Here is a 17,172-nt window from a genome sequence, read left to right on the forward strand (position 1 = left end):
GGTCAGGTCCAGTTGGCGACCAGCATCACCAGACCCGTGGCCAGCAGCACGGCGCCGCTCAGGGGCGGCACCCATTGGCCCAGGCGCCGCAGTCTGAGCAGACCCTGCAGGCTGGCGGCTACGGTGCCGGCCAGCAGCAGAGGCACCACCTGCCCGGCCCCGAAGCTGGTGAGCAGGAGCATGCCCACCAGGGGCTTGCCCACCTGGGCCATCCAGGCCAGCAGCACCGCCAGCACGGGCGTGGTGCAGGGCGTGGCGGCAAGGCCAAAGGCCAGGCCCGCGGCCAGGGGGGCCAGGGGTGCTGGAGCATGCTGGCGCCAGCGTTCGGGATCCGGGCCGGCAGGAAGCTGCAAAGGCAGCCAACCCAGCAGATTGAGGCCCATGGCCAGGGCGATCAGGGCCACGACGGTGGGAATCAGGCCGGGAATCTGGCCGTAGATCCTGCCGAGCAGCCCGCTGGCCAGGCCCAGCAGCACCAGGGCGGCAACGATCCCGGCAGCGAAGCTGGCACTGCGCAGCCAGGGCCGGCCTGCCTCGCTCTGGTCGCTGAACCCGGCCAGGTAGGCCAGGGTCACCGGCAGCAGGGAGAGGGAGCAGGGGCCGAGGCTGGTGAGAACCCCGCCGCCGAACACCACAAGCAGGGTGGCGGGCCCGGGATGCTGGAGCGAGTTCTGGAGCAGCAGCTCACTGTTGCGGGCCCAATCGGCCAGTGCTGCGCCAGCTTCGATCATGGGTTCAGCCTATCGGGCCGGCTGGGGGCGACGCCGGCGGGGTTCGGGGGCGAGGCCTCCTGATTCCAGCGAGCAGCGAATCAACAGGCCGCAGATCAGCAGGCTGGCGAGCAGGGAATTGCCCCCATAGCTGATCAGGGGCAGCGGCAGCCCCGTGGTGGGCATGGCCCCGCTGGCCACGGCAATGTTGAGAATCGACTGCCCCACCAGCAGGGTGGTGGCGCCCATGGCCACGAGTCGCTGCTGGTTGCTGCGGCAGCTGAGCGCCACCCGCACCCCCACAAAGCCGAACAGGAGCAGGAACAACAGCAATGCCACCGAGCCCACGTAGCCGAATTCCTCGGCATACACGGCAAAGATGAAGTCGGTGGTCTGGATCGGCAGGTACTGGAGCTTCTGGGTTGAGAGGCCGAATCCCTCTCCGAGCAGCCCACCGGAGCCGATGGCCAGCAGGCTCTGCACAAGCTGGTAGCCGTCGCCCTGAGCGTCCCGCCAGGGGTCCAGGAACGAGATCACCCGCAGGCGTTGGTAGTCGTTGATCAGAATGCTGACCGAGCCCAGCAGGCCCCCCGCGGTGGCGGCCCCCAGCAGCAGGGGCAGTCCCACCCCGGCAGCCAGGGCCATCAGCCAGAGCAGGAGTCCGGTGAGGGCGGCGGTGCTGAGGTTGGGCTGTTTGAGCACCAGCAGGATCAGGGTTCCGAACACGCCCAGCCACAGGAGCTTCTGGTCGAGGCTGATGCGGCGCCAGTGGGCGAACAGGGCGGCCCCCTGCAGCACCACGAAGGGCTTCACCAGCTCGGAAGGCTGGATCTGGATGGGGCCGAGCACCAACCAGCGACTGGCGCCATTCACGGTGCTGCCCACCACCAGGGTGGCGGCCACCAACAGGGTGCCGATCAACAGGGCGAGGGGAGCCAGATGCAGCCAGCGCCGCAGACTGGTGCGCACGGCCATCCAGAGCAGTCCCCAGCTGGCCACCGTCCAGATCAGTTGGCGCTTGAGATAGAAAGCGCCATCGCCCATCTCCCGCTCGGCCACCCACCAGCTGGCGGAGGCGAGCACCAGCAAGCCCATCAGGCTCCACAGGGCCACCAGGGCCAGCAGCAGCCTCGCTTCCGCAGGCCACTCGGCCCATGGCCAAGGCCGAAGGGGCCGCCCAGGTTGAACGGTGTGGGGTCGGCGGCCCGGCCGTCGTGGCCGTGCGGCTGTGGTCGCAGCAGTGGAGGTCACGGAGTGGGCAACGGTGCCTGGCAGGACCAGGAAGGACTCCTATTGAGACGTGTCTCACCCCTGCTTGTCGAGTCTTGAGGCCGCCCATGCAGCTGTCCTGTCATGGATCGCTGCGCGTTGGTGAGCATGAAAAAGCCCGGCACATGGCCGGGCTGGTGAGGTGCTGGGTGAATCGAGAAGACAGAATGAACCAGGATTCACTCAGTTGCCGACGTTCACTTGACGGCCGCCGGTAGCCAGTTCAACTTTGAGAATCTTGCCGCCCTGCTTCATGATTCGCTGCTGTTCAGCAAACCAGCTCTCGTAGGGCACCCACTTGGTGAAGTAGGTGTTTTGGAGTTCGCGCTGGGTGCGCGACTTCTCTGGGCAAGGGATGCAGGCAGTGATTTTGAACAGGCGCATGGAGTGATCCGCAGGGATAGACGGAAACTCTGGATCAGTTGCCCAGACCCGAGCAGATGTAGTCGAAGTAGACGGCCATTTCACGGCCGGCATCGGGGCCCACCAAGGAAGCGGTGACTTCCTTCATGGCTTGGATCGACTGCACGGTGGCGCCGATGGGAACACCCAGGGAGTTGTAGGTTTCCTTGAGGCCGTTGAGAACCCGCTCATCCAGGATGGACGTGTCACCCGCCAGCATGGCGTAGGTGGCGTAGCGTAGATAGTAGTCGAGGTCGCGAATGCAGGCCGCATAACGACGGCAGGTGTACATGTTGCCGCCGGGACGGGTGATGTCCGAATACAGCAGCGACTTGGCTACAGCCTCTTTGATGATGCCGGAAGCATTGGCGCTGATCGTGGCGGCGGCACGGACGCGCAGCTCACCGCTGGCGAAGTACTGCTCCAGACGACCCATGGCGGAGCCGTCGAGATACAGGCCTTGAACGTCGGCCTGATTGATGACGTTGGTGATGGCGTCTTGCATGAATCCTGCTGAAGGCGTAGGAGGAAAAGGGAAAGAGCAGCCTCAGGAGAGGGCGCCGATGACGTAATCGAAGTAGAAACCAGCTTCTTCGGCGTCACCACCCGTGAGCATGCCGGTGGCCACGTTCTTCATCTCGCGCACAGCCTCGGCCATGGCATCGAGAGGCGTGCCCAGGGAGCGGTACATCTCCTTGGCACCGATGATCCCGATTTCCTCAATGGGTGTCACATCACCGGCCACAACGCCGTAGGTGACCAGGCGCAGGTAATAGTCCATGTCCCGCAGGCAAGACGCGGTCATCTCCTCGCCGTAGGCGTTGCCGCCAGGGGAGATGACGTCGGGACGCCGCTGGAACAGCGCACCCCCGGCCGTTTTGACGATGCGTTCGCGGCTCTCGCTCAGGACCTGGGCCACGCGCACACGGCGCTGGCCTGCGGTCACGAAGGATTTGATCTGGTCGAGTTCGCCAGGGCTGAGATAGCGGGCTTCGGCGTCCGCGTTGATGATCGAGTTGGAGACGATGCTCATGCAGTTCTGCCTCGAAACAAGCGGCCGCCTTGACGGAGACCGGTATCCGGTGGGTAAGGGAGTGATCGACTCGCGCCGATCGCCGAATCATTCTGCGCCAAGGCCCCGCCATGGCTCCTGCTCCGGTAACAGTTCTTCATGGCTTGACGTTGAAGGAAAAGCACTGGGGCGCAAGGGGTTTGGTGGATGTTTCCAATAGTGAATAAACCCTGCGACGCTCCTGGCTGGGGTCGTCTGCAGGGGTGGCTGTTGCCTCCATCGGCTCCAGCAAAGGATTGGTGTGCAAGCATAGTTTTGCTGCGATCAATCACCTCTCTTTGAAGTTCTCACCAGCAGAGGATGTTGCGCTCATGGGTGTTATCGCCTCAGCCCCTCATCCAGCAAGGATCGACGGATGTGGGACGCAAGGCTTGCTGCGGCAATCTGATGGCTACCGTTCAGCCGATTGATCAATGGCTGCCTCAGTGGCGGTGATGTGGCCCGGAGCCTGGGGCATCTGGCCCAGGCGTGCTCATGGGTCCGGGCTCCTCCAGAGCCTTGGCCCCAGCTCAGGAAGGGTCTGAGGCCTCCGCTAAATGGCTCCGCCCGGGGCTGGGTTCAGCCCTCCGTTGCCACCATAGAGAGCCGCCGTGCGGTTCACGGTGCTGAGGGGAATGCCATCAGCTGTGTCCAGACCGCGCACGTAGGGAACCGTGTCCTGGCCAAAGGCCTCGGCGTATTCCTGGCTGTTCAGCAGCTCCTGCACGGCAGCAACCTGACCGGCGGCGCCCCTCGTGGCCAGATAACGGCTCACTTCCTGGGGCTGGGCCGCCCGTCCCAGCAGCGCCAGGTAGGCCGCTGAAGCCGCCCGCAGCGGTGCCATGCGGTTGAGCCGCTGCTGGAACAACTCACCGGTGGCCACCTGGGCCACGAATTCGGCAGCTGTCAGCTGAACGTTGCGGAACTGGGACTCGGCATCCTTGAGGCGCTCGACCCCCAGGGGAATGCGGTTGAGCAGTTGGCGGTAGGTGGTGGTGACGGCTTCCTGCACCTGGGCCTCGCTGGCGGTGCGGCCCACGCGCACCGGACGCCCGAGGCTCTGGCGCCGGCGGAAGCCCTGGGGCTGGCCGGGACGCAGGGCCCGTTGCATGGCCGCTCCAGGTTGCAGGGCGGGCGCTGCCGCCAGGTTGTCAGCAACGGCCTTGCTCCAGCCACCGGCGACCGGGGCCTGGGCCGCAGAGGGGCTCTCAAAGCCCTGGCCACCGGGGGTGCTCCAGAAGGCATTGACTCCAGGGGCACGCCAGGTGCGTTGCGGCGCAGGCTGCTGGCGGACACTGGCGCTGGAGGTCTGGGGGCCGGCTGGCCGGTTGACCTCGCCACCGACAAGCTTGGCGGTCCAGACACCGCGGATGACCTCGCTGCGCTGCGGCAGGTTGCGCGGGGTGATGTCGCCCACGGTGCGCACGGCCAGGGGCGGAGCCACCTCGGGGCGCTTGGTGGGCGTGAGGTCCGGGTAGGCGGCCGCGTTGAAGGGCCGGTTCAGACCAGGCACCTTGCGGGCGGTGCGATCGGCCGGGGTGACGAAGCGCTCAAAGGGAACCGTGTCCTCGCCGAAGCAGTCGTTGTACTCCCGGCTGTTGAGCATGGCGTCGATGACGCCATAGAAGCCCTGGCGAGCTGCCGTGTCGAAGTAGGCATCGATTTCCCAGCGGCCGAAGCTGGGGCGGCCCAACAGGCGCCGATGCATCACTTCAATGGCCTTGGTGATGTAGAGGCCGCTCCAGTAGCGCCGGCGGAAGGCGTTGGAGCGGGCCACCTGGCGCACGAACTCCCTCAGGCTGATGTCGCCGTTCTCCAGCTTGATCTCTTCCACCTTGTTGCGCTCGCCGGCATAGCCGCTGTTGCCGAGCACCTGCACATACACCGCATTGATCACGGCCTGGGTGCTGGCTTCGGTGCCGCGGATACTGGGCTGGCCGCCGCGGCGGGGCACGGAGTTGCCACCGGTGGCGATCTGCTGCAGGCGCACCACCTTGGGGCCGACCCGCCGGGGAACGGCCTTGCGGAACTGGCGGCTGTCCATCTGGCCGGGCTGGTTCAGGCCGTTGCCGATCAGGATGCGTCGGCTGTCATAGCCGAACGGGGCTGGACGGGTGGCCACCTTGGCGGTGCTGGAGGGGAAGATGGCGCCGTAGGTGAGGCCCAGCGGATCGTTGCTGCCGCCGTAGGGGTGCTGATCGGGATAGGGCTGGCTGTAGGAGGCGTAGAGGGTGACGTATTGGGGGGCTCCCTCAAAGGGTGCGCTGAAGCGGAACAGCTTGCGGTTCGAACCCCAGCCGGCGCTTTCCTGGGCTTCCTCGCCGAGGTCACGCAGGTAGGGAACGGTCTCTTCACCGAAGACCCGGGCGTACTCCATCGAGTTCACCAGGCAGTCGACCAGACCGGGCAGGCCCTGGGCGCTGACGATGTCGAAGTAGGCAGTGAACTCTTCTCTTGAGCTGAGGCCCCTGCCAAGGAAGTGGCGGAAGGCCAGCTCCACGGCCCGGCTGTTGGAAAAGCGGCCGTAAAACTGCTTCTGGTAGTCGCGGCTGCGGCCGAGAGCGCGGATGAACTCGCGCATCGAGAGCTGGCCCTGGCGCGTCTGGGTGGCCTCCACGGAGCACACCTCCTGGCCGTAGCCCTTGACGATGTCGCGCTCGAAGACCTGGCGGTAGGCCGCCCGGATCACCTCGGCCTTCTGGGCACCGGTCATGGCCGGCTTCATCACGAAGCGCAGGGCCTTGCCCTGGGCGCCGAGGGCGTAGGTGGCGGGGAGCTGCAGCCCCTGGGTCACGGAGCTGCCCAGCCGTTGGCGAGCCGAGGGCGTCGGAATCGCCAGCTCGGCGATAAGCACATTGAAATACTGGATCACCAGCTGGCGGGTGCCAGGCTCGGCCTTGAACAGGCCGGCAGAGGCCGCCCGCATTTCCTGCAGGGCCACGTTGGTGGCCGTCAGGGAGCAGGCCTTCTCCAGCACATCGCGGAGGCCGCGGGTGTTGACGGCCAGGATGCTGGGGTCGCCGGCCACCAGGGCGTAGCCCACGTAGCGCAGGAACCAGGCCAGGTCGCGGATCGATTTCCGCATCCTGGCGGTGCCGTACAGGCCCACCGCAATCGGCGAGAAGCCGGTCGGCAGCACCACGCGCACGTCGGCGTCGCCACCGGCTCCCTCCAGCAGGCGGCTGATCAGGTTGCCGCGGCCGGTGCTGCCGCTGGCCCCTGCGTAGGTTTCGACCGAACGGCGAAAGGCGGCCTGATCAGCGGCCAGCACGGCGGTCTGGCTGCCCGAGCGGGCCGCAGGACTGAGGGGCGCATCCAGGTAGGAGAGCGGCGTTCCACCCGAGAAGATCCTGTTGGCCGCCTTGGCCACGATGAAGTCGGCATTGTCCGAAATGCGACGGGCTGCCTCCACCCGCCTCTGGCCGCTCTGAAAGAACGTGACCAGGTTGTTCAGCTCACCCCCATCCGGGAAGCGGTCTTCCTGCTCCGCCTGACGGACGCTGGACAGCGGCAGGGTGTCGTAGCGCTGGGGAGCAACCCTGGTGCTGCCGCTGCTGGCGGTCACGGTCATTGACGAGAGCGAACCGGGCCGCGCCAACCTACGGCTCGTTGCCAGGAGCAACGGGAGCTGTTGAACAAATGTTTGCAGCCCCGGCAGCTCCCGCAGTCCCCCCGGTGGGCCCTTCGGCTGGGGCCGCCGTGAAATGCTCGCCCCCAGATCGCCCTGCTGCCGTGTCCGCCACTGATGCCGCCACCCCTGTGGTGAGCGCCTTCTACGACCGCTTCCCCTACCCCGCCGACCCGCTCCAGGACGGCCCTCCACCTGGGTACAACTGGCGCTGGTGCGTCGACAGCGCCTGGGTGGCGGCCACCGGTGCCCTGCCGCCCCCCGGCGCCTCAGGCAGGCGGGCCTGGCGGATCCTGGACGCCGGCTGCGGCACCGGGGTGAGCACCGACTACCTCTGCCATCTCAACCCGGGCTCGTCGGTGCTGGCTGTGGACATCAGTGCCGGTGCCCTGGACGTGGCCCGGGAGCGCACCCGCCGCTCCGGCGCTGCCCAGCAGGTCGGGGAGCTGCGCATCGAGCAGCGCAGCCTGCTCGACCTGGCCGGCGAGGGACCCTTCGACTACATCAACTCGGTGGGTGTGCTCCATCACCTGCGTCAGCCGGAGGCCGGGCTGAAGGCCCTGGCGGGCCTGCTCAGGCCCGGCGGCCTCCTGCACCTGTTCCTCTATGCCGATGGGGGACGGTGGGAAGTCCACCGCATCCAGCGCAGCCTCGGCCGTCTGGGGGTGGGTAGCGGCAGCGAGGGGATGCGGCTGGGGCGCCAGCTCTTCGCCGATCTGCCCGAGACCAACCGGCTGCGGCGGCACCACGAGCAGCGCTGGGCCCTCGACACCGCGGCCGAGGCCAACTTCGCCGACATGTACCTCCATCCCCAGGAGACCAGCTACAACCTGGAGCGATTGATGGCCTTCGTGCAGAGCGCGGAGCTCTCGTTTGCCGGCTTTTCCAATCCGGGCGTCTGGGACCCGGCCCGGTTGCTGGGCGGCGAGCTGCTGGAGAGGGCCCAGGCCCTGCCGGACCGGGAGCGCTGGGCTCTGGTGGAGGATCTGGACCCTGAGATCAGCCACTTCGAGTTCTTTCTCTCCCGGGGGCCCCTGCAGCGGCGAGGCTGGGATCACGATGGTGCACTGCTTGCGGCCGGCGGCATCCGCAACCGCTGCCTCTGGGGCTGGCCCTCCAAGGAGCTGCTCGATCCGGATCTGATGCCCCTGAGCCTCAGCAGCGAGGCTCTGGCCCTGATGCAGGCCCTGGAGGCCGCCCCCCCGGGCACGGCGATCGGCGCTCTGCCTGCTGAGAGCTCGACAGCCAGCGCGACTGACGACACAATCGACGCATCGAGCCAGCGCAGGCTGTGCGCCGCCCGGGAGCTATTGGCCGCCCGGGTCTTGCTGCCACTGGCTTCTGGGGCTGCGTGATAGATTCCGCGCGCCTTCTAGGGTTGGCTCGGTTGACGGTTTCTCCACCTTGCCTGCCTGGGCAGCCCTTGGCTGATCAGGTGACAGGACCGGTCGACGCCGTCCAGCCGGCAGCGGACGTGGACCCTGCTGCCGAGCCTGACAACGGCATGGCCGAGTACTACCGGCTCCAACGGAAGCTGCAGCAGTTCACCCTGGTTCTCAGCGGTATGGCCGTTCTGGTCACCGCTCTGCTGTTGAGCTGGAGCACAGCGTTCGCTGTGCTGGTGGGGGCTACCGCGGCCCTGCTCTATCTGCGCCTGCTCGGGCGCAGCGTCAGCCGGCTGGGTGGTGAGCGACGCGGCATGGGCAAGGCCCAGCTGCTCGTGCCCATTCTCCTCGTGCTGGCAGCCTGCCGCCTGCCCCAGCTTGATCTGCTGCCTGCTTTCCTGGGGTTCCTGCTCTACAAGCCCGCAGTGATCCTGCAGGCCGTGCTCGACGCCTGACTTTCCCGTTCCCCTGATCTTCCCGATGCTTGCGCTGCCCTCCAGTCTTCCTTTCGCCGAGCTTGAGGTGGGTCAACACCTCTACTGGCAGCTGGGCAACTTCAAGATCCATGGCCAGGTGTTCCTGAGCTCCTGGGTCGTGATCGGTGCCCTGTTGGCTCTGGTGATCGCCGGAACCCGCAAGCTCGAGCGAGACCCGCGCGGCACCCAGAACCTGCTCGAATTTCTGTGGGATTACATCCGCGACCTCTCGCGGGAGCAGATCGGTGAACGGGCCTATCGAGACTGGATGCCCTTCATCGGCACGCTGTTCCTGTTCATCTTCGTGAGCAACTGGGGTGGAGCGCTTGTCCCCTGGAAGCTGATCCACCTGCCCAGTGGGGAGCTTGGCGCCCCGACAGCCGACATCAACACCACCATTGCCCTGGCACTGTTGGTATCGCTTGCTTACTTCTACGCTGGCCTGAGTCGGAAAGGACTGCGTTACTTCGAGTATTACGTGGAGCCCACGCCGATCATGCTCCCGTTCAAGATCGTTGAGGATTTCACCAAGCCACTTTCGCTCTCTTTCCGACTTTTCGGCAATATCCTGGCCGATGAATTGGTGGTGGCCGTGCTGGCTTTCCTTGTGCCCCTGCTGGTGCCACTTCCGGCCATGTTCCTGGGCCTGTTCACCAGCGCGATCCAGGCTCTGATTTTCGCCACCCTTGCCGCTTACTACATCGGTGAGGCGGTCCACGAGGAGCACCACTGAGGCTCCACCGCTGGCCCGGTCCGCCGGTCTGGCAAACTCACTGCGCGCAGGTCCGGTAGCCACCGGGCCCGTTGCCAACTCCAGGCAACGTCCCAGGCGCAGGAGACTTTCATCCCTCCGTCCACTCAGCGCTGTTCCAGCGCATCCATCTTTTCTTCCCCCATGGATTCCATCACTTCCGCAGCTTCCGTTGTGGCCGCTGGTCTGGCCGTCGGCCTGGGCGCCATCGGCCCTGGCATCGGTCAGGGCACCGCTGCCGGCGGCGCCGTTGAAGGCATCGCCCGCCAGCCCGAAGCCGAGGGCAAGATCCGCGGCACCCTGCTGCTCTCGCTGGCCTTCATGGAGGCACTCACCATCTACGGCCTCGTGGTCGCCCTGGTGTTGCTGTTCGCCAACCCCTTCGCTGGTTGATCGGCTTCTGAGTGGACGGTTGGTGGGGGCATCACGCCCCTGCCATCTGGCAGCTCGGCCCCCCTTTCCATCCCGATCCTTCCAGCGCATCGATTCCCATGACCAGCTGGCTTCTGCTCGCCGAAGCAGGCGCACCCGAGGGAGGTCTCTTCGACCTCGACGCCACCTTGCCGCTGATGGCTGTGCAGGTGGTTCTCCTCACCTTCATCCTCAACTCGCTGTTCTTCCGTCCCGTCGGCCGGGCCGTTGAGGAGCGCGAGGGCTTCATCAGCACCAGTCGCGCCGACGCCAAGCAGAAGCTGGCCCAGGTGGAGCGGCTGGAGGGCGACCTGCGCGAGCAGCTCAAGGAGGCCCGCCAGCAGGCCCAGAAGCTGATCGTGGAAGCCGAGCAGGAAATGGATCAGCTCTACCGTTCTGTGCTTGCTGCAGCGTCCGCAGAGGCCAACGCTCAGCGGGAAGAGGCCCGGCGTCAGATCGATGTCCAACGGGATCAGGCCCTCGTCCGCCTCAGCGGAGAGGCCGATGGCCTGGCCGATCTGATCGTCTCCCGTCTGCTGGCCCCAGCGCCATGATCCCCATGTTCCCTCTTTTCGCCAGCCACGGCAGCTTTGGTCTGAACCTCGATCTGTTCGAGACCAACATCATCAACCTGGTGATCGTGATCGCCGCCCTCTGGAAGTTCCTTCCCAGTTTTCTGGGCGGAATCCTGGAGCGCCGCAGGGCCGCCATCCTCAGCGATCTCGACGATGCCGAGCAGCGCCTGAGTCAGGCCAATGCCAGTCTGTCCGAGGCTCAGGCGGCCCTGGCCTCAGCCCAGCAGAAGGCCGAGCAGATCCGGGTGGATGGCAAGGCCCGGGCCGCCGCCATCCGAGCTGAGAGCGAGGCCCGCACCGTCGATGAGATGGCCCGCCTCAAGCAGGGCGCCATGGCCGATCTCGATGCGGAGGCCGCAAGGGTCACCGAGGGCCTGCGCCGGGAAGCCGCCAGGCAGGCGATCGACAAGGTGCTCGCCAGCCTTTCTGGGAAGCTCGATGCTGCAGCCCAGGCCCGTCTGATCGATCAGTCCATCCAGAATCTGGGGAACGTCTGATGCCTCTGCTCAACAGTCTTGCCAGCCCCTACGCCGAGGCCCTGCTTCAGGTCACCGAGGCTCGCCAGGAAACTGACGATGTGGCCGAACAGGTCCGTGACCTGCTCGGCATCTGGAAGTCCTCTCCCCAGCTGCGGGAGGCCATGGGCTCTCCGGTGCTGGAGCCTGAGGCCAAGAAAGCTGCCCTTGACGCCCTGTTTCAGGACCAGACAGCCGCGTCGCTCCAGAATCTGCTCAAGGTTCTCGCTGATCGCCAGCGGATCGCTGCTCTTGATTCGGTGCTGATGCGCTTTCTCGAGCTCTACCGCGAGCTCCGCAACATCGCCATGGCCACCGTCACCTCAGCCACGCCCCTGAGCGAGGAGCAGCAGCAGCAGCTCACCGCCAAGGTGCAAGGCCTGGCTGGCACCGAGGCCGTGGAGGTTGATCTGCAGATCGACCCCGCCCTGATCGGCGGTTTCATCGTCAGCGTGGGCTCCCAGGTGGTAGACGCCAGCCTCTCCGGCCAGGTCCGTCGCCTCGGTCTGGCCCTGGCCAAGGTCGGCTAACAACCCCGAACCTGCGCTTCGGGAGTCTCCCCTCCCGCTCCCTTCACTCCCCCCCCCCAGTTCCCTCCATTCCCCCTGCGGGGATTTCTCCCATGGTTTCCATCCGTCCTGACGAGATCAGCGCCATCCTCAAGCAGCAGATTGAGGACTACGACAAGTCGGTGGCCGTCAGCAACGTCGGCACCGTGCTGCAGATCGGCGACGGCATCGCCCGTGTCTACGGCCTGCAGCAGGCCATGGCCGGTGAACTGGTCGAATTCGAGGACGGCACCGAGGGGATCGCCCTCAACCTCGAAGACGACAACGTCGGCGTGGTGCTGATGGGTGAGGGCCGGGGCATCCAGGAGGGCAGCACTGTCAAGGCCACCGGCAAGATCGCCTCCGTGCCTGTGGGCGATGCCATGCTCGGCCGGGTGGTGAACTCCCTGGGTCAGCCGATCGATGGCAAGGGCGACATCGCCACCACCGACACGCGCCTGATCGAATCGATGGCGCCCGGCATCATTCAGCGCAAGTCGGTGCACGAGCCGATGCAGACGGGTATCACCGCCATCGACGCCATGATCCCGATCGGCCGGGGACAGCGGGAGCTGATCATTGGTGACCGGCAGACCGGCAAGACGGCCATCGCCATCGACACGATCATCAATCAGCGTGGCGAAGACGTGGTCTGCGTCTACGTGGCGGTGGGCCAGAAGGCCGCCTCGGTGGCCAACGTGGTGGAGGTGTTGCGTGAAAAGGGCGCTCTCGACTACACCATTGTGGTGGCGGCCAGTGCCTCCGAATCGGCGGCCCTGCAGTACCTCGCCCCCTACACCGGCGCAGCCCTGGCTGAATCGTTCATGTACAAGGGCAAGGCCACCCTGGTCATCTATGACGACCTCACCAAGCAGGCCCAGGCCTACCGCCAGATGTCCTTGCTGCTGCGTCGTCCGCCCGGGCGGGAGGCCTATCCCGGCGACGTCTTCTACTGCCACAGCCGCCTGCTTGAGCGTGCCGCCAAGCTCTCCGATGCCATGGGCAAGGGGTCGATGACGGCCCTGCCGATCATCGAAACCCAGGCTGGTGACGTGTCGGCCTACATCCCCACCAACGTGATCTCGATCACCGATGGTCAGGTGTTCCTCAGCTCCGACCTGTTCAACTCCGGCCTGCGGCCTGCCATCAATGTGGGCATCTCGGTGAGCAGGGTGGGTGGTGCCGCCCAGACCAAGGCGATCAAGAAGATCGCCGGCACCCTGAAGCTGGAGCTGGCCCAGTTCGATGAACTGGCGGCCTTCTCGCAGTTCGCCTCGGATCTCGATGCCGCAACCCAGGCCCAGCTGGGACGCGGCAAGCGTCTTCGCGAAATCCTGAAGCAACCCCAGTTCAGTCCCCTGATTCTTGCCGAGCAGGTGGCCGTTGTCTATGCGGGCGTCAAGGGCCTGATCGATGAGGTTCCCGCCGATGCGGTGGCCCAGTTCTGCCGTGAGCTGCGGGAGTATCTGAAATCCAACAAGCCTGACTACATCTCGAAAGTGCAGACCGAGAAGGTGCTCAGCGAGGAAGCTGAAACCATGCTCAAGGAGGCCATCGCTGAAGTGAAGTCCACCATGCTCGCCTCGATCTGAGCAGGAGAGAACGAACCGATGGCCAACCTCAAAGAAATCCGGGACCGGATCAGCTCCGTCAAGAACACCCGCAAGATCACTGAGGCGATGCGCCTTGTGGCTGCGGCCAAGGTGCGTCGCGCCCAGGATCAGGTGCTGCGCAGTCGCCCCTTTGCCGATCGCCTGGCTCGCGTGCTGGAAAACCTTCAGTCGCGCATGGGCTTTGAAGATGTGGACGCTCCTCTGCTGGAGTCCCGCCCGGTCGATCAGATCACCCTGCTCGCTGTCACGGGTGATCGTGGTCTCTGTGGCGGCTACAACGCCAACATCATCAAGCGCACAGAGCAGCGCCACGCTGAGCTTGTGGGCCAGGGCTTCAAGGTGGACCTGGTGCTGATCGGCCGCAAGGCCATCACCTACTTCCAGAATCGCGCCAGCATCTACACCATCCGCGCCACATTCACAGGCCTTGAGCAGGTGCCCAGTGCGGAGGAGGCCAGGGCCATCTCCAATGAGATCCTGGCGGAATTCCTCTCCGCCTCCACCGATCGCGTGGAGATCATCTTCACCAAGTTCATCAACCTGGTGAGCTCCAGGCCTGTCATCCAGACACTCCTGCCCCTGGACCCCCAGGGCATCGCCACCCCCGAGGATGAGATCTTCCGGCTCACCACCCGCGAAGGTCGCCTGGTGGTGGAAGCCGGCAACTCCAGCAACGTGGCCCCTGCTCTGCCTTCAGACATCATCTTTGACCAGAGTCCGGAGCAGCTGCTGAACGCCCTGCTGCCGCTCTACATGCAGAACCAGTTGCTGCGTTCCCTGCAGGAGGCGGCCGCCTCGGAACTGGCCAGTCGGATGACGGCCATGAACAATGCCAGCGACAACGCCAAGGCTCTCGCCAAAACGCTGACGCTGGACTACAACAAGGCCCGCCAGGCTGCCATCACCCAGGAGATCCTGGAGGTTGTGGGCGGTTCTGCCGCCATGGCCTGAGGCCCGCCAGGCCTCAGCTGCTGAATCCTCCCCTTGGATTGTCCAGGTTCAGAGCTCCATCTCAGGCCGCTGTTCCCGGTGGCCCTCGCCGAGGTGCAGCGACGGCCTGATCCGCTTGAGCTGGCCATCCAGCTGCAGGATCTCCGGGCCCTGCGCGGTGAGGCCTGCAGCAATCCTGACCCCGGATGCGCCTGGACCGGCGATCTGCAGGGGGTGTGGCAGTTGCATCGCCACGCCACCTTTGCTCCCCTGGTGCGACAGCTGTGTGGCCATGCCGCAGAGTTTCTGGAGCAACTTGGTTTCGCGCCAGAGCGGGTGGCCCTGCAGGTGCAGCGCTGCTGGCCGGTGCTCAGCGAGTTCGGCCAGGTGGTGGGCCGCCACCACCACCCCAATGCCCATCTCAGCGCGGTCTATTACTTCACCGGCGATGGCGGCGGCGAGCAGGGCAGCCTGCGCCTGTTCGCGCCGACCACGGGCAATGAGTTGGTGCCGGGCATGGCCGTGGGCCATGACGGACCCCTGCGGGCCTCGGCCTGGACCCGGCCGTGGGTGGATGTGGCTCCCCGCGCCGGCCTGCTGCTGCTGTTCCCAGCCAGCCTCGATCATGCGGTGCTGCCGAACCGCGATCCCGACAGCCTTCGCTGCTCCCTGAGCCTGGACCTCGTGCTCAGCGCTCCCGCCGGAACCGCCCCACCGGAATACCTCGCACCCCATCCAAGCCACTGGCAGGATCTCGGTTCCGGACCGATCGGCTGGGAGGATGGACAGCACCAGCCCGACGACGGACGCCTCCGTGACTGACGCGCCCCAGACTTTCACGATCACAGCTGAGATCGACGGCACCAGCCACACCTTCCCCTGCCGAGCCGACCAGACCGTGCTGGCGGCGGCCGAGCTGGCCGGAGTGCCCCTGCCCAGTTCCTGCTGTTCCGGGGTCTGCACCACCTGTGCGGCTCTGATCGGCTCGGGCCAGGTGCGCCAGCCCGACGCCATGGGGGTGAAGCCGGAGCTGCAGGAGAAGGGCTATGCGCTGCTGTGCGTGTCCTTCCCCACCAGCGACCTGACCCTCAAGGCCTGCATGGAGGACGCTCTGTACGACCTCCAGTTCGGCCAGTACCAGAAGTGAGCGCCCCATCCAGCGCCGAGTTCCTCACCCCCGGCTCGCTTGAGCTCAGATCTGTCGAGCTGCGGTTGCAGCGCTGTCCGGGGGCCCTGCTCCCCCAGGTGCTGGCGGCCCTGGCCTTGCACGGCCGGCCGCTGCGCTGGGCCATCACTGGAGTGTGCGGCGATGGCCTCACCCTTGAAGCTGTGGTGATCGGCCCGTCCGGCCGGCCGTGATCGCCCCTGAAGCGGTGCTGTCGCCACCGCTGCCCACCCTGTTGGTGGTGCCCACGGGCATCGGCTGCGCCCTCGGGGGCTATGCCGGCGATGCCCTGCCTGCCGCCCGACTGCTGGCAGTGGCCAGCGGCTGTCTCATCACCCATCCCAATGTGATGAACGGGGCGGCGCTCTATTGGCGGGACCCCCGCATCCACTATGTGGAGGGGGCGGCCCTGGATCGCTTCGCTGGCGGCAGCCTGGCCCTGCGACCGGTGCGGAGCCAGCGGCTCGGGGTCCTGTTCGACGACGGCATTGAACAGCCCCTGCTGCAGCGCCATCTCCAGGTGGTGGATGCCTGTCGGGCCACCCTGGGGCTCACGATCGGCCCGGTGCTGGGCACCGCTGGGCCGCTGCAGGTTCGCCTGGAGCGGGGCCCCAGTGGGGCCAGCTGGGGCAGCCTGGGCCGGCCGGATCTGCTGCTACTGGGGGCGGAACGGCTGCGGGCCGCCGGAGCCACGGCCATCGCCGTGGTGGCGCGCTTCCCGGACGATGCCGATGCTGAGGCCCTGGCGGCCTACCGGGGCGGCTCCGGCGTCGACGCCCTGGCCGGTGCCGAGGCGGTGATCAGCCACCTGCTCACCGATCAGCTGGGGCTGCCCTGTGCCCATGCCCCCGCCTTGGCTGCCCTGCCCCTGGACCCGGCCCTCGACCCCAGGGCTGCCGCCGAAGAGCTCGGCCACACCTTTCTCCCCTGTGTGCTGGTGGGCCTCAGCCGCGCCCCCGACCTGGTGCCGCTCTGCAACGGCCGCCCGCCCTGGGCCAATCCGGGCCTGCTGCTGCCCGAGCAGATCGGAGCGGTGGTGGCTCCGGCCGGTGCCCTGGGGGGAGCGGCGGTGCTGGCCTGCGCCGAACGCGGTGTGCCCCTGATCGCGGTGGAGAACCCCTGCGTGCTGCAGGTGGATGGGGCGGCCCTGGGGCTGGAGGTGCTGCCGGCGCGCAGCTACAGCGAGGCCGCCGGCCTGGTGCTGGCCCTGCGGGAGGGGATCTGCCCCACGGCCCTGAGTCGGCCCCTCCCCTGCCGCCCCTCAACCCGGGGGGGGGAACCTCTGGGGCCTCACTCCCGGTGGTAGGGCCCGCCCTGGAGGATGGTCTGGGCCCTGTAGAGCTGCTCCACCAGCAGCAGCCGGGCCAGCTCATGGGGGAAGGTGAGGGCTGAGAGGCTCAGCTGCCAGCTGGCCTCGGCCTTGAGCTGGGCGTGCAGACCATCGGCCCCGCCGATCGCGAAGGCCAGCCTGAGGGAGCCGCGCTGCAGCAGCTGAGCGGCGAGCTGGCGCGACGGCAGGACCTGGCCCTCCTCGCTGAGGGCGATCAGCTGCTCATCGCGCCGCAGCTGGGCGCGGATCGCCTCGGCCTCGCGCAGGGGATCGCTGTCCTTGAGCTCCACGATCGTGAGACCCGGCAGGCGCTTGGCATAGTGCGCCAGTCCATCCCGCACCCAGCTCCTGCGCAGCTTGCCCACTGCGAGGATCCGGATCCGGCTCGGATTCAGCATGCGGGGGGCTCGCCG

21 protein-coding genes are annotated in these 17,172 nt (G+C 66.7%); 14 read left to right on the forward strand and 7 right to left on the reverse strand.

Annotation, left to right across the window (positions count from 1 at the left end; all coding sequences use genetic code 11):
* Positions 1 to 2: 2 nt before the first annotated feature.
* The 5 genes from CyaNS01_RS03185 to CyaNS01_RS03205 all read right to left on the reverse strand — a co-directional run bounded on the left by CyaNS01_RS03185 (position 3) and on the right by CyaNS01_RS03205 (position 3,414).
* Positions 3 to 731, reverse strand: coding sequence for a cytochrome c biogenesis CcdA family protein (locus CyaNS01_RS03185; protein WP_186698790.1), 729 nt, complete (start codon positions 729 to 731; stop codon positions 3 to 5).
* Positions 732 to 740: 9 nt separating this feature from the next.
* Positions 741 to 1,838: an FtsW/RodA/SpoVE family cell cycle protein gene (locus CyaNS01_RS03190; protein WP_225875894.1), complete on the reverse strand. Its 1,098-nt coding sequence runs from the start codon at positions 1,836 to 1,838 to the stop codon at positions 741 to 743.
* Between the two features lie 324 nt (positions 1,839 to 2,162).
* Entirely contained in the window at positions 2,163 to 2,363 is a 201-nt protein-coding gene (locus CyaNS01_RS03195) for a phycobilisome linker polypeptide (protein ID WP_186698794.1), read from the reverse strand.
* Positions 2,364 to 2,397: 34 nt separating this feature from the next.
* Positions 2,398 to 2,886 (reverse strand): allophycocyanin subunit beta, encoded by a 489-nt coding sequence (apcB, locus tag CyaNS01_RS03200; RefSeq protein ID WP_186698796.1) that lies wholly within the window; start codon positions 2,884 to 2,886, stop codon positions 2,398 to 2,400.
* Between the two features lie 42 nt (positions 2,887 to 2,928).
* Positions 2,929 to 3,414, reverse strand: coding sequence for an allophycocyanin (locus tag CyaNS01_RS03205; protein ID WP_186698798.1), 486 nt, complete (start codon positions 3,412 to 3,414; stop codon positions 2,929 to 2,931).
* A gap of 242 nt (positions 3,415 to 3,656) precedes the next feature.
* On the opposite strand from CyaNS01_RS03205, the gene CyaNS01_RS03210 reads away from it, so the two are divergent.
* Positions 3,657 to 3,863: a hypothetical protein gene (locus CyaNS01_RS03210; protein ID WP_186698800.1), complete on the forward strand. Its 207-nt coding sequence runs from the start codon at positions 3,657 to 3,659 to the stop codon at positions 3,861 to 3,863.
* 122 nt (positions 3,864 to 3,985) lie between these two features.
* Here the strand turns inward: CyaNS01_RS03210 and CyaNS01_RS03215 are convergent, their stop codons facing one another.
* The gene (locus CyaNS01_RS03215; protein WP_186698802.1) at positions 3,986 to 7,003 is read right to left on the reverse strand and encodes a phycobilisome rod-core linker polypeptide; all 3,018 of its coding nucleotides are present in this window, start codon (positions 7,001 to 7,003) and stop codon (positions 3,986 to 3,988) included.
* Positions 7,004 to 7,164: 161 nt separating this feature from the next.
* Here CyaNS01_RS03215 and CyaNS01_RS03220 point away from each other — a divergent pair, with 161 nt between their 5' ends.
* The 13 genes from CyaNS01_RS03220 (at position 7,165) to CyaNS01_RS03280 (ending at position 16,735) form a co-directional block, all read left to right on the forward strand.
* Positions 7,165 to 8,415: a class I SAM-dependent methyltransferase gene (locus CyaNS01_RS03220; RefSeq protein ID WP_225875779.1), complete on the forward strand. Its 1,251-nt coding sequence runs from the start codon at positions 7,165 to 7,167 to the stop codon at positions 8,413 to 8,415.
* An 80-nt stretch (positions 8,416 to 8,495) separates the two neighbouring features.
* A complete protein-coding gene (locus tag CyaNS01_RS03225; RefSeq protein ID WP_370561655.1) occupies positions 8,496 to 8,900 on the forward strand; it encodes a hypothetical protein in 405 nt (134 codons plus the stop codon).
* A gap of 25 nt (positions 8,901 to 8,925) precedes the next feature.
* Entirely contained in the window at positions 8,926 to 9,654 is a 729-nt protein-coding gene (atpB, locus tag CyaNS01_RS03230; protein ID WP_186698806.1) for a F0F1 ATP synthase subunit A, read from the forward strand.
* Positions 9,655 to 9,816: 162 nt separating this feature from the next.
* Positions 9,817 to 10,065 (forward strand): ATP synthase F0 subunit C, encoded by a 249-nt coding sequence (atpE, locus tag CyaNS01_RS03235; protein ID WP_010315318.1) that lies wholly within the window; start codon positions 9,817 to 9,819, stop codon positions 10,063 to 10,065.
* Between the two features lie 98 nt (positions 10,066 to 10,163).
* Positions 10,164 to 10,637: a F0F1 ATP synthase subunit B' gene (locus CyaNS01_RS03240; protein ID WP_186698808.1), complete on the forward strand. Its 474-nt coding sequence runs from the start codon at positions 10,164 to 10,166 to the stop codon at positions 10,635 to 10,637.
* The gene (locus CyaNS01_RS03245) at positions 10,634 to 11,155 is read left to right on the forward strand and encodes a F0F1 ATP synthase subunit B (protein WP_186698810.1); all 522 of its coding nucleotides are present in this window, start codon (positions 10,634 to 10,636) and stop codon (positions 11,153 to 11,155) included. The genes CyaNS01_RS03240 and CyaNS01_RS03245 overlap by 4 nt, the downstream gene beginning before the upstream one ends.
* Positions 11,155 to 11,703 carry an ATP synthase F1 subunit delta gene (atpH, locus tag CyaNS01_RS03250; protein ID WP_186698811.1) on the forward strand — a complete coding sequence of 183 codons (549 nt, stop codon included), beginning with the start codon at positions 11,155 to 11,157 and terminating at the stop codon, positions 11,701 to 11,703. The genes CyaNS01_RS03245 and atpH overlap by 1 nt, the downstream gene beginning before the upstream one ends.
* A gap of 92 nt (positions 11,704 to 11,795) precedes the next feature.
* Positions 11,796 to 13,313: a F0F1 ATP synthase subunit alpha gene (gene atpA / locus CyaNS01_RS03255; RefSeq protein WP_186698813.1), complete on the forward strand. Its 1,518-nt coding sequence runs from the start codon at positions 11,796 to 11,798 to the stop codon at positions 13,311 to 13,313.
* Positions 13,314 to 13,331: 18 nt separating this feature from the next.
* Positions 13,332 to 14,285 (forward strand): F0F1 ATP synthase subunit gamma, encoded by a 954-nt coding sequence (locus tag CyaNS01_RS03260; RefSeq protein ID WP_186698815.1) that lies wholly within the window; start codon positions 13,332 to 13,334, stop codon positions 14,283 to 14,285.
* A gap of 24 nt (positions 14,286 to 14,309) precedes the next feature.
* Positions 14,310 to 15,086, forward strand: a complete 777-nt coding sequence (locus tag CyaNS01_RS03265) for a TIGR02466 family protein (protein ID WP_370561759.1) — start codon at positions 14,310 to 14,312, stop codon at positions 15,084 to 15,086.
* Entirely contained in the window at positions 15,046 to 15,411 is a 366-nt protein-coding gene (locus CyaNS01_RS03270; protein WP_186698819.1) for a 2Fe-2S iron-sulfur cluster binding domain-containing protein, read from the forward strand. Before CyaNS01_RS03265 ends, CyaNS01_RS03270 begins: the two co-directional genes overlap by 41 nt.
* The gene (locus CyaNS01_RS03275) at positions 15,408 to 15,623 is read left to right on the forward strand and encodes a hypothetical protein (RefSeq protein ID WP_186698821.1); all 216 of its coding nucleotides are present in this window, start codon (positions 15,408 to 15,410) and stop codon (positions 15,621 to 15,623) included. Before CyaNS01_RS03270 ends, CyaNS01_RS03275 begins: the two co-directional genes overlap by 4 nt.
* Complete coding sequence (locus tag CyaNS01_RS03280) at positions 15,620 to 16,735, forward strand: DUF3326 domain-containing protein (protein WP_370561657.1); 1,116 nt, start codon at positions 15,620 to 15,622, stop codon at positions 16,733 to 16,735. The genes CyaNS01_RS03275 and CyaNS01_RS03280 overlap by 4 nt, the downstream gene beginning before the upstream one ends.
* Here CyaNS01_RS03280 and CyaNS01_RS03285 read toward each other — a convergent pair.
* Positions 16,720 to 17,154, reverse strand: a complete 435-nt coding sequence (locus tag CyaNS01_RS03285; protein ID WP_186700168.1) for a 23S rRNA (pseudouridine(1915)-N(3))-methyltransferase RlmH — start codon at positions 17,152 to 17,154, stop codon at positions 16,720 to 16,722. The genes CyaNS01_RS03280 and CyaNS01_RS03285 overlap by 16 nt on opposite strands.
* Positions 17,155 to 17,172: the final 18 nt, after the last annotated feature.

This window comes from Cyanobium sp. NS01, assembly GCF_014280235.1.
Taxonomy (GTDB): Bacteria; Cyanobacteriota; Cyanobacteriia; order PCC-6307; family Cyanobiaceae; genus NIES-981.

What these genes read in the sequence shown, in the direction of transcription:
- atpE (WP_010315318.1), top strand. Translation starts at nt 9,817, where the DNA reads ATGGATTCCATCACTTCCGCAGCTTCCGTTGTGGCCGCTGGTCTGGCC.
- atpH (WP_186698811.1), top strand. Translation starts at nt 11,155, where the DNA reads ATGCCTCTGCTCAACAGTCTTGCCAGCCCCTACGCCGAGGCCCTGCTT.
- atpB (WP_186698806.1), top strand. Translation starts at nt 8,926, where the DNA reads ATGCTTGCGCTGCCCTCCAGTCTTCCTTTCGCCGAGCTTGAGGTGGGT.
- CyaNS01_RS03245 (WP_186698810.1), top strand. Translation starts at nt 10,634, where the DNA reads ATGATCCCCATGTTCCCTCTTTTCGCCAGCCACGGCAGCTTTGGTCTG.
- CyaNS01_RS03260 (WP_186698815.1), top strand. Translation starts at nt 13,332, where the DNA reads ATGGCCAACCTCAAAGAAATCCGGGACCGGATCAGCTCCGTCAAGAAC.
- atpA (WP_186698813.1), top strand. Translation starts at nt 11,796, where the DNA reads ATGGTTTCCATCCGTCCTGACGAGATCAGCGCCATCCTCAAGCAGCAG.
- apcB (WP_186698796.1), bottom strand. Translation starts at nt 2,886, where the DNA reads ATGCAAGACGCCATCACCAACGTCATCAATCAGGCCGACGTTCAAGGC.
- CyaNS01_RS03185 (WP_186698790.1), bottom strand. Translation starts at nt 731, where the DNA reads ATGATCGAAGCTGGCGCAGCACTGGCCGATTGGGCCCGCAACAGTGAG.
- CyaNS01_RS03195 (WP_186698794.1), bottom strand. Translation starts at nt 2,363, where the DNA reads ATGCGCCTGTTCAAAATCACTGCCTGCATCCCTTGCCCAGAGAAGTCG.
- CyaNS01_RS03205 (WP_186698798.1), bottom strand. Translation starts at nt 3,414, where the DNA reads ATGAGCATCGTCTCCAACTCGATCATCAACGCGGACGCCGAAGCCCGC.
- CyaNS01_RS03215 (WP_186698802.1), bottom strand. Translation starts at nt 7,003, where the DNA reads ATGACCGTGACCGCCAGCAGCGGCAGCACCAGGGTTGCTCCCCAGCGC.
- CyaNS01_RS03240 (WP_186698808.1), top strand. Translation starts at nt 10,164, where the DNA reads ATGACCAGCTGGCTTCTGCTCGCCGAAGCAGGCGCACCCGAGGGAGGT.
- CyaNS01_RS03270 (WP_186698819.1), top strand. Translation starts at nt 15,046, where the DNA reads ATGGACAGCACCAGCCCGACGACGGACGCCTCCGTGACTGACGCGCCC.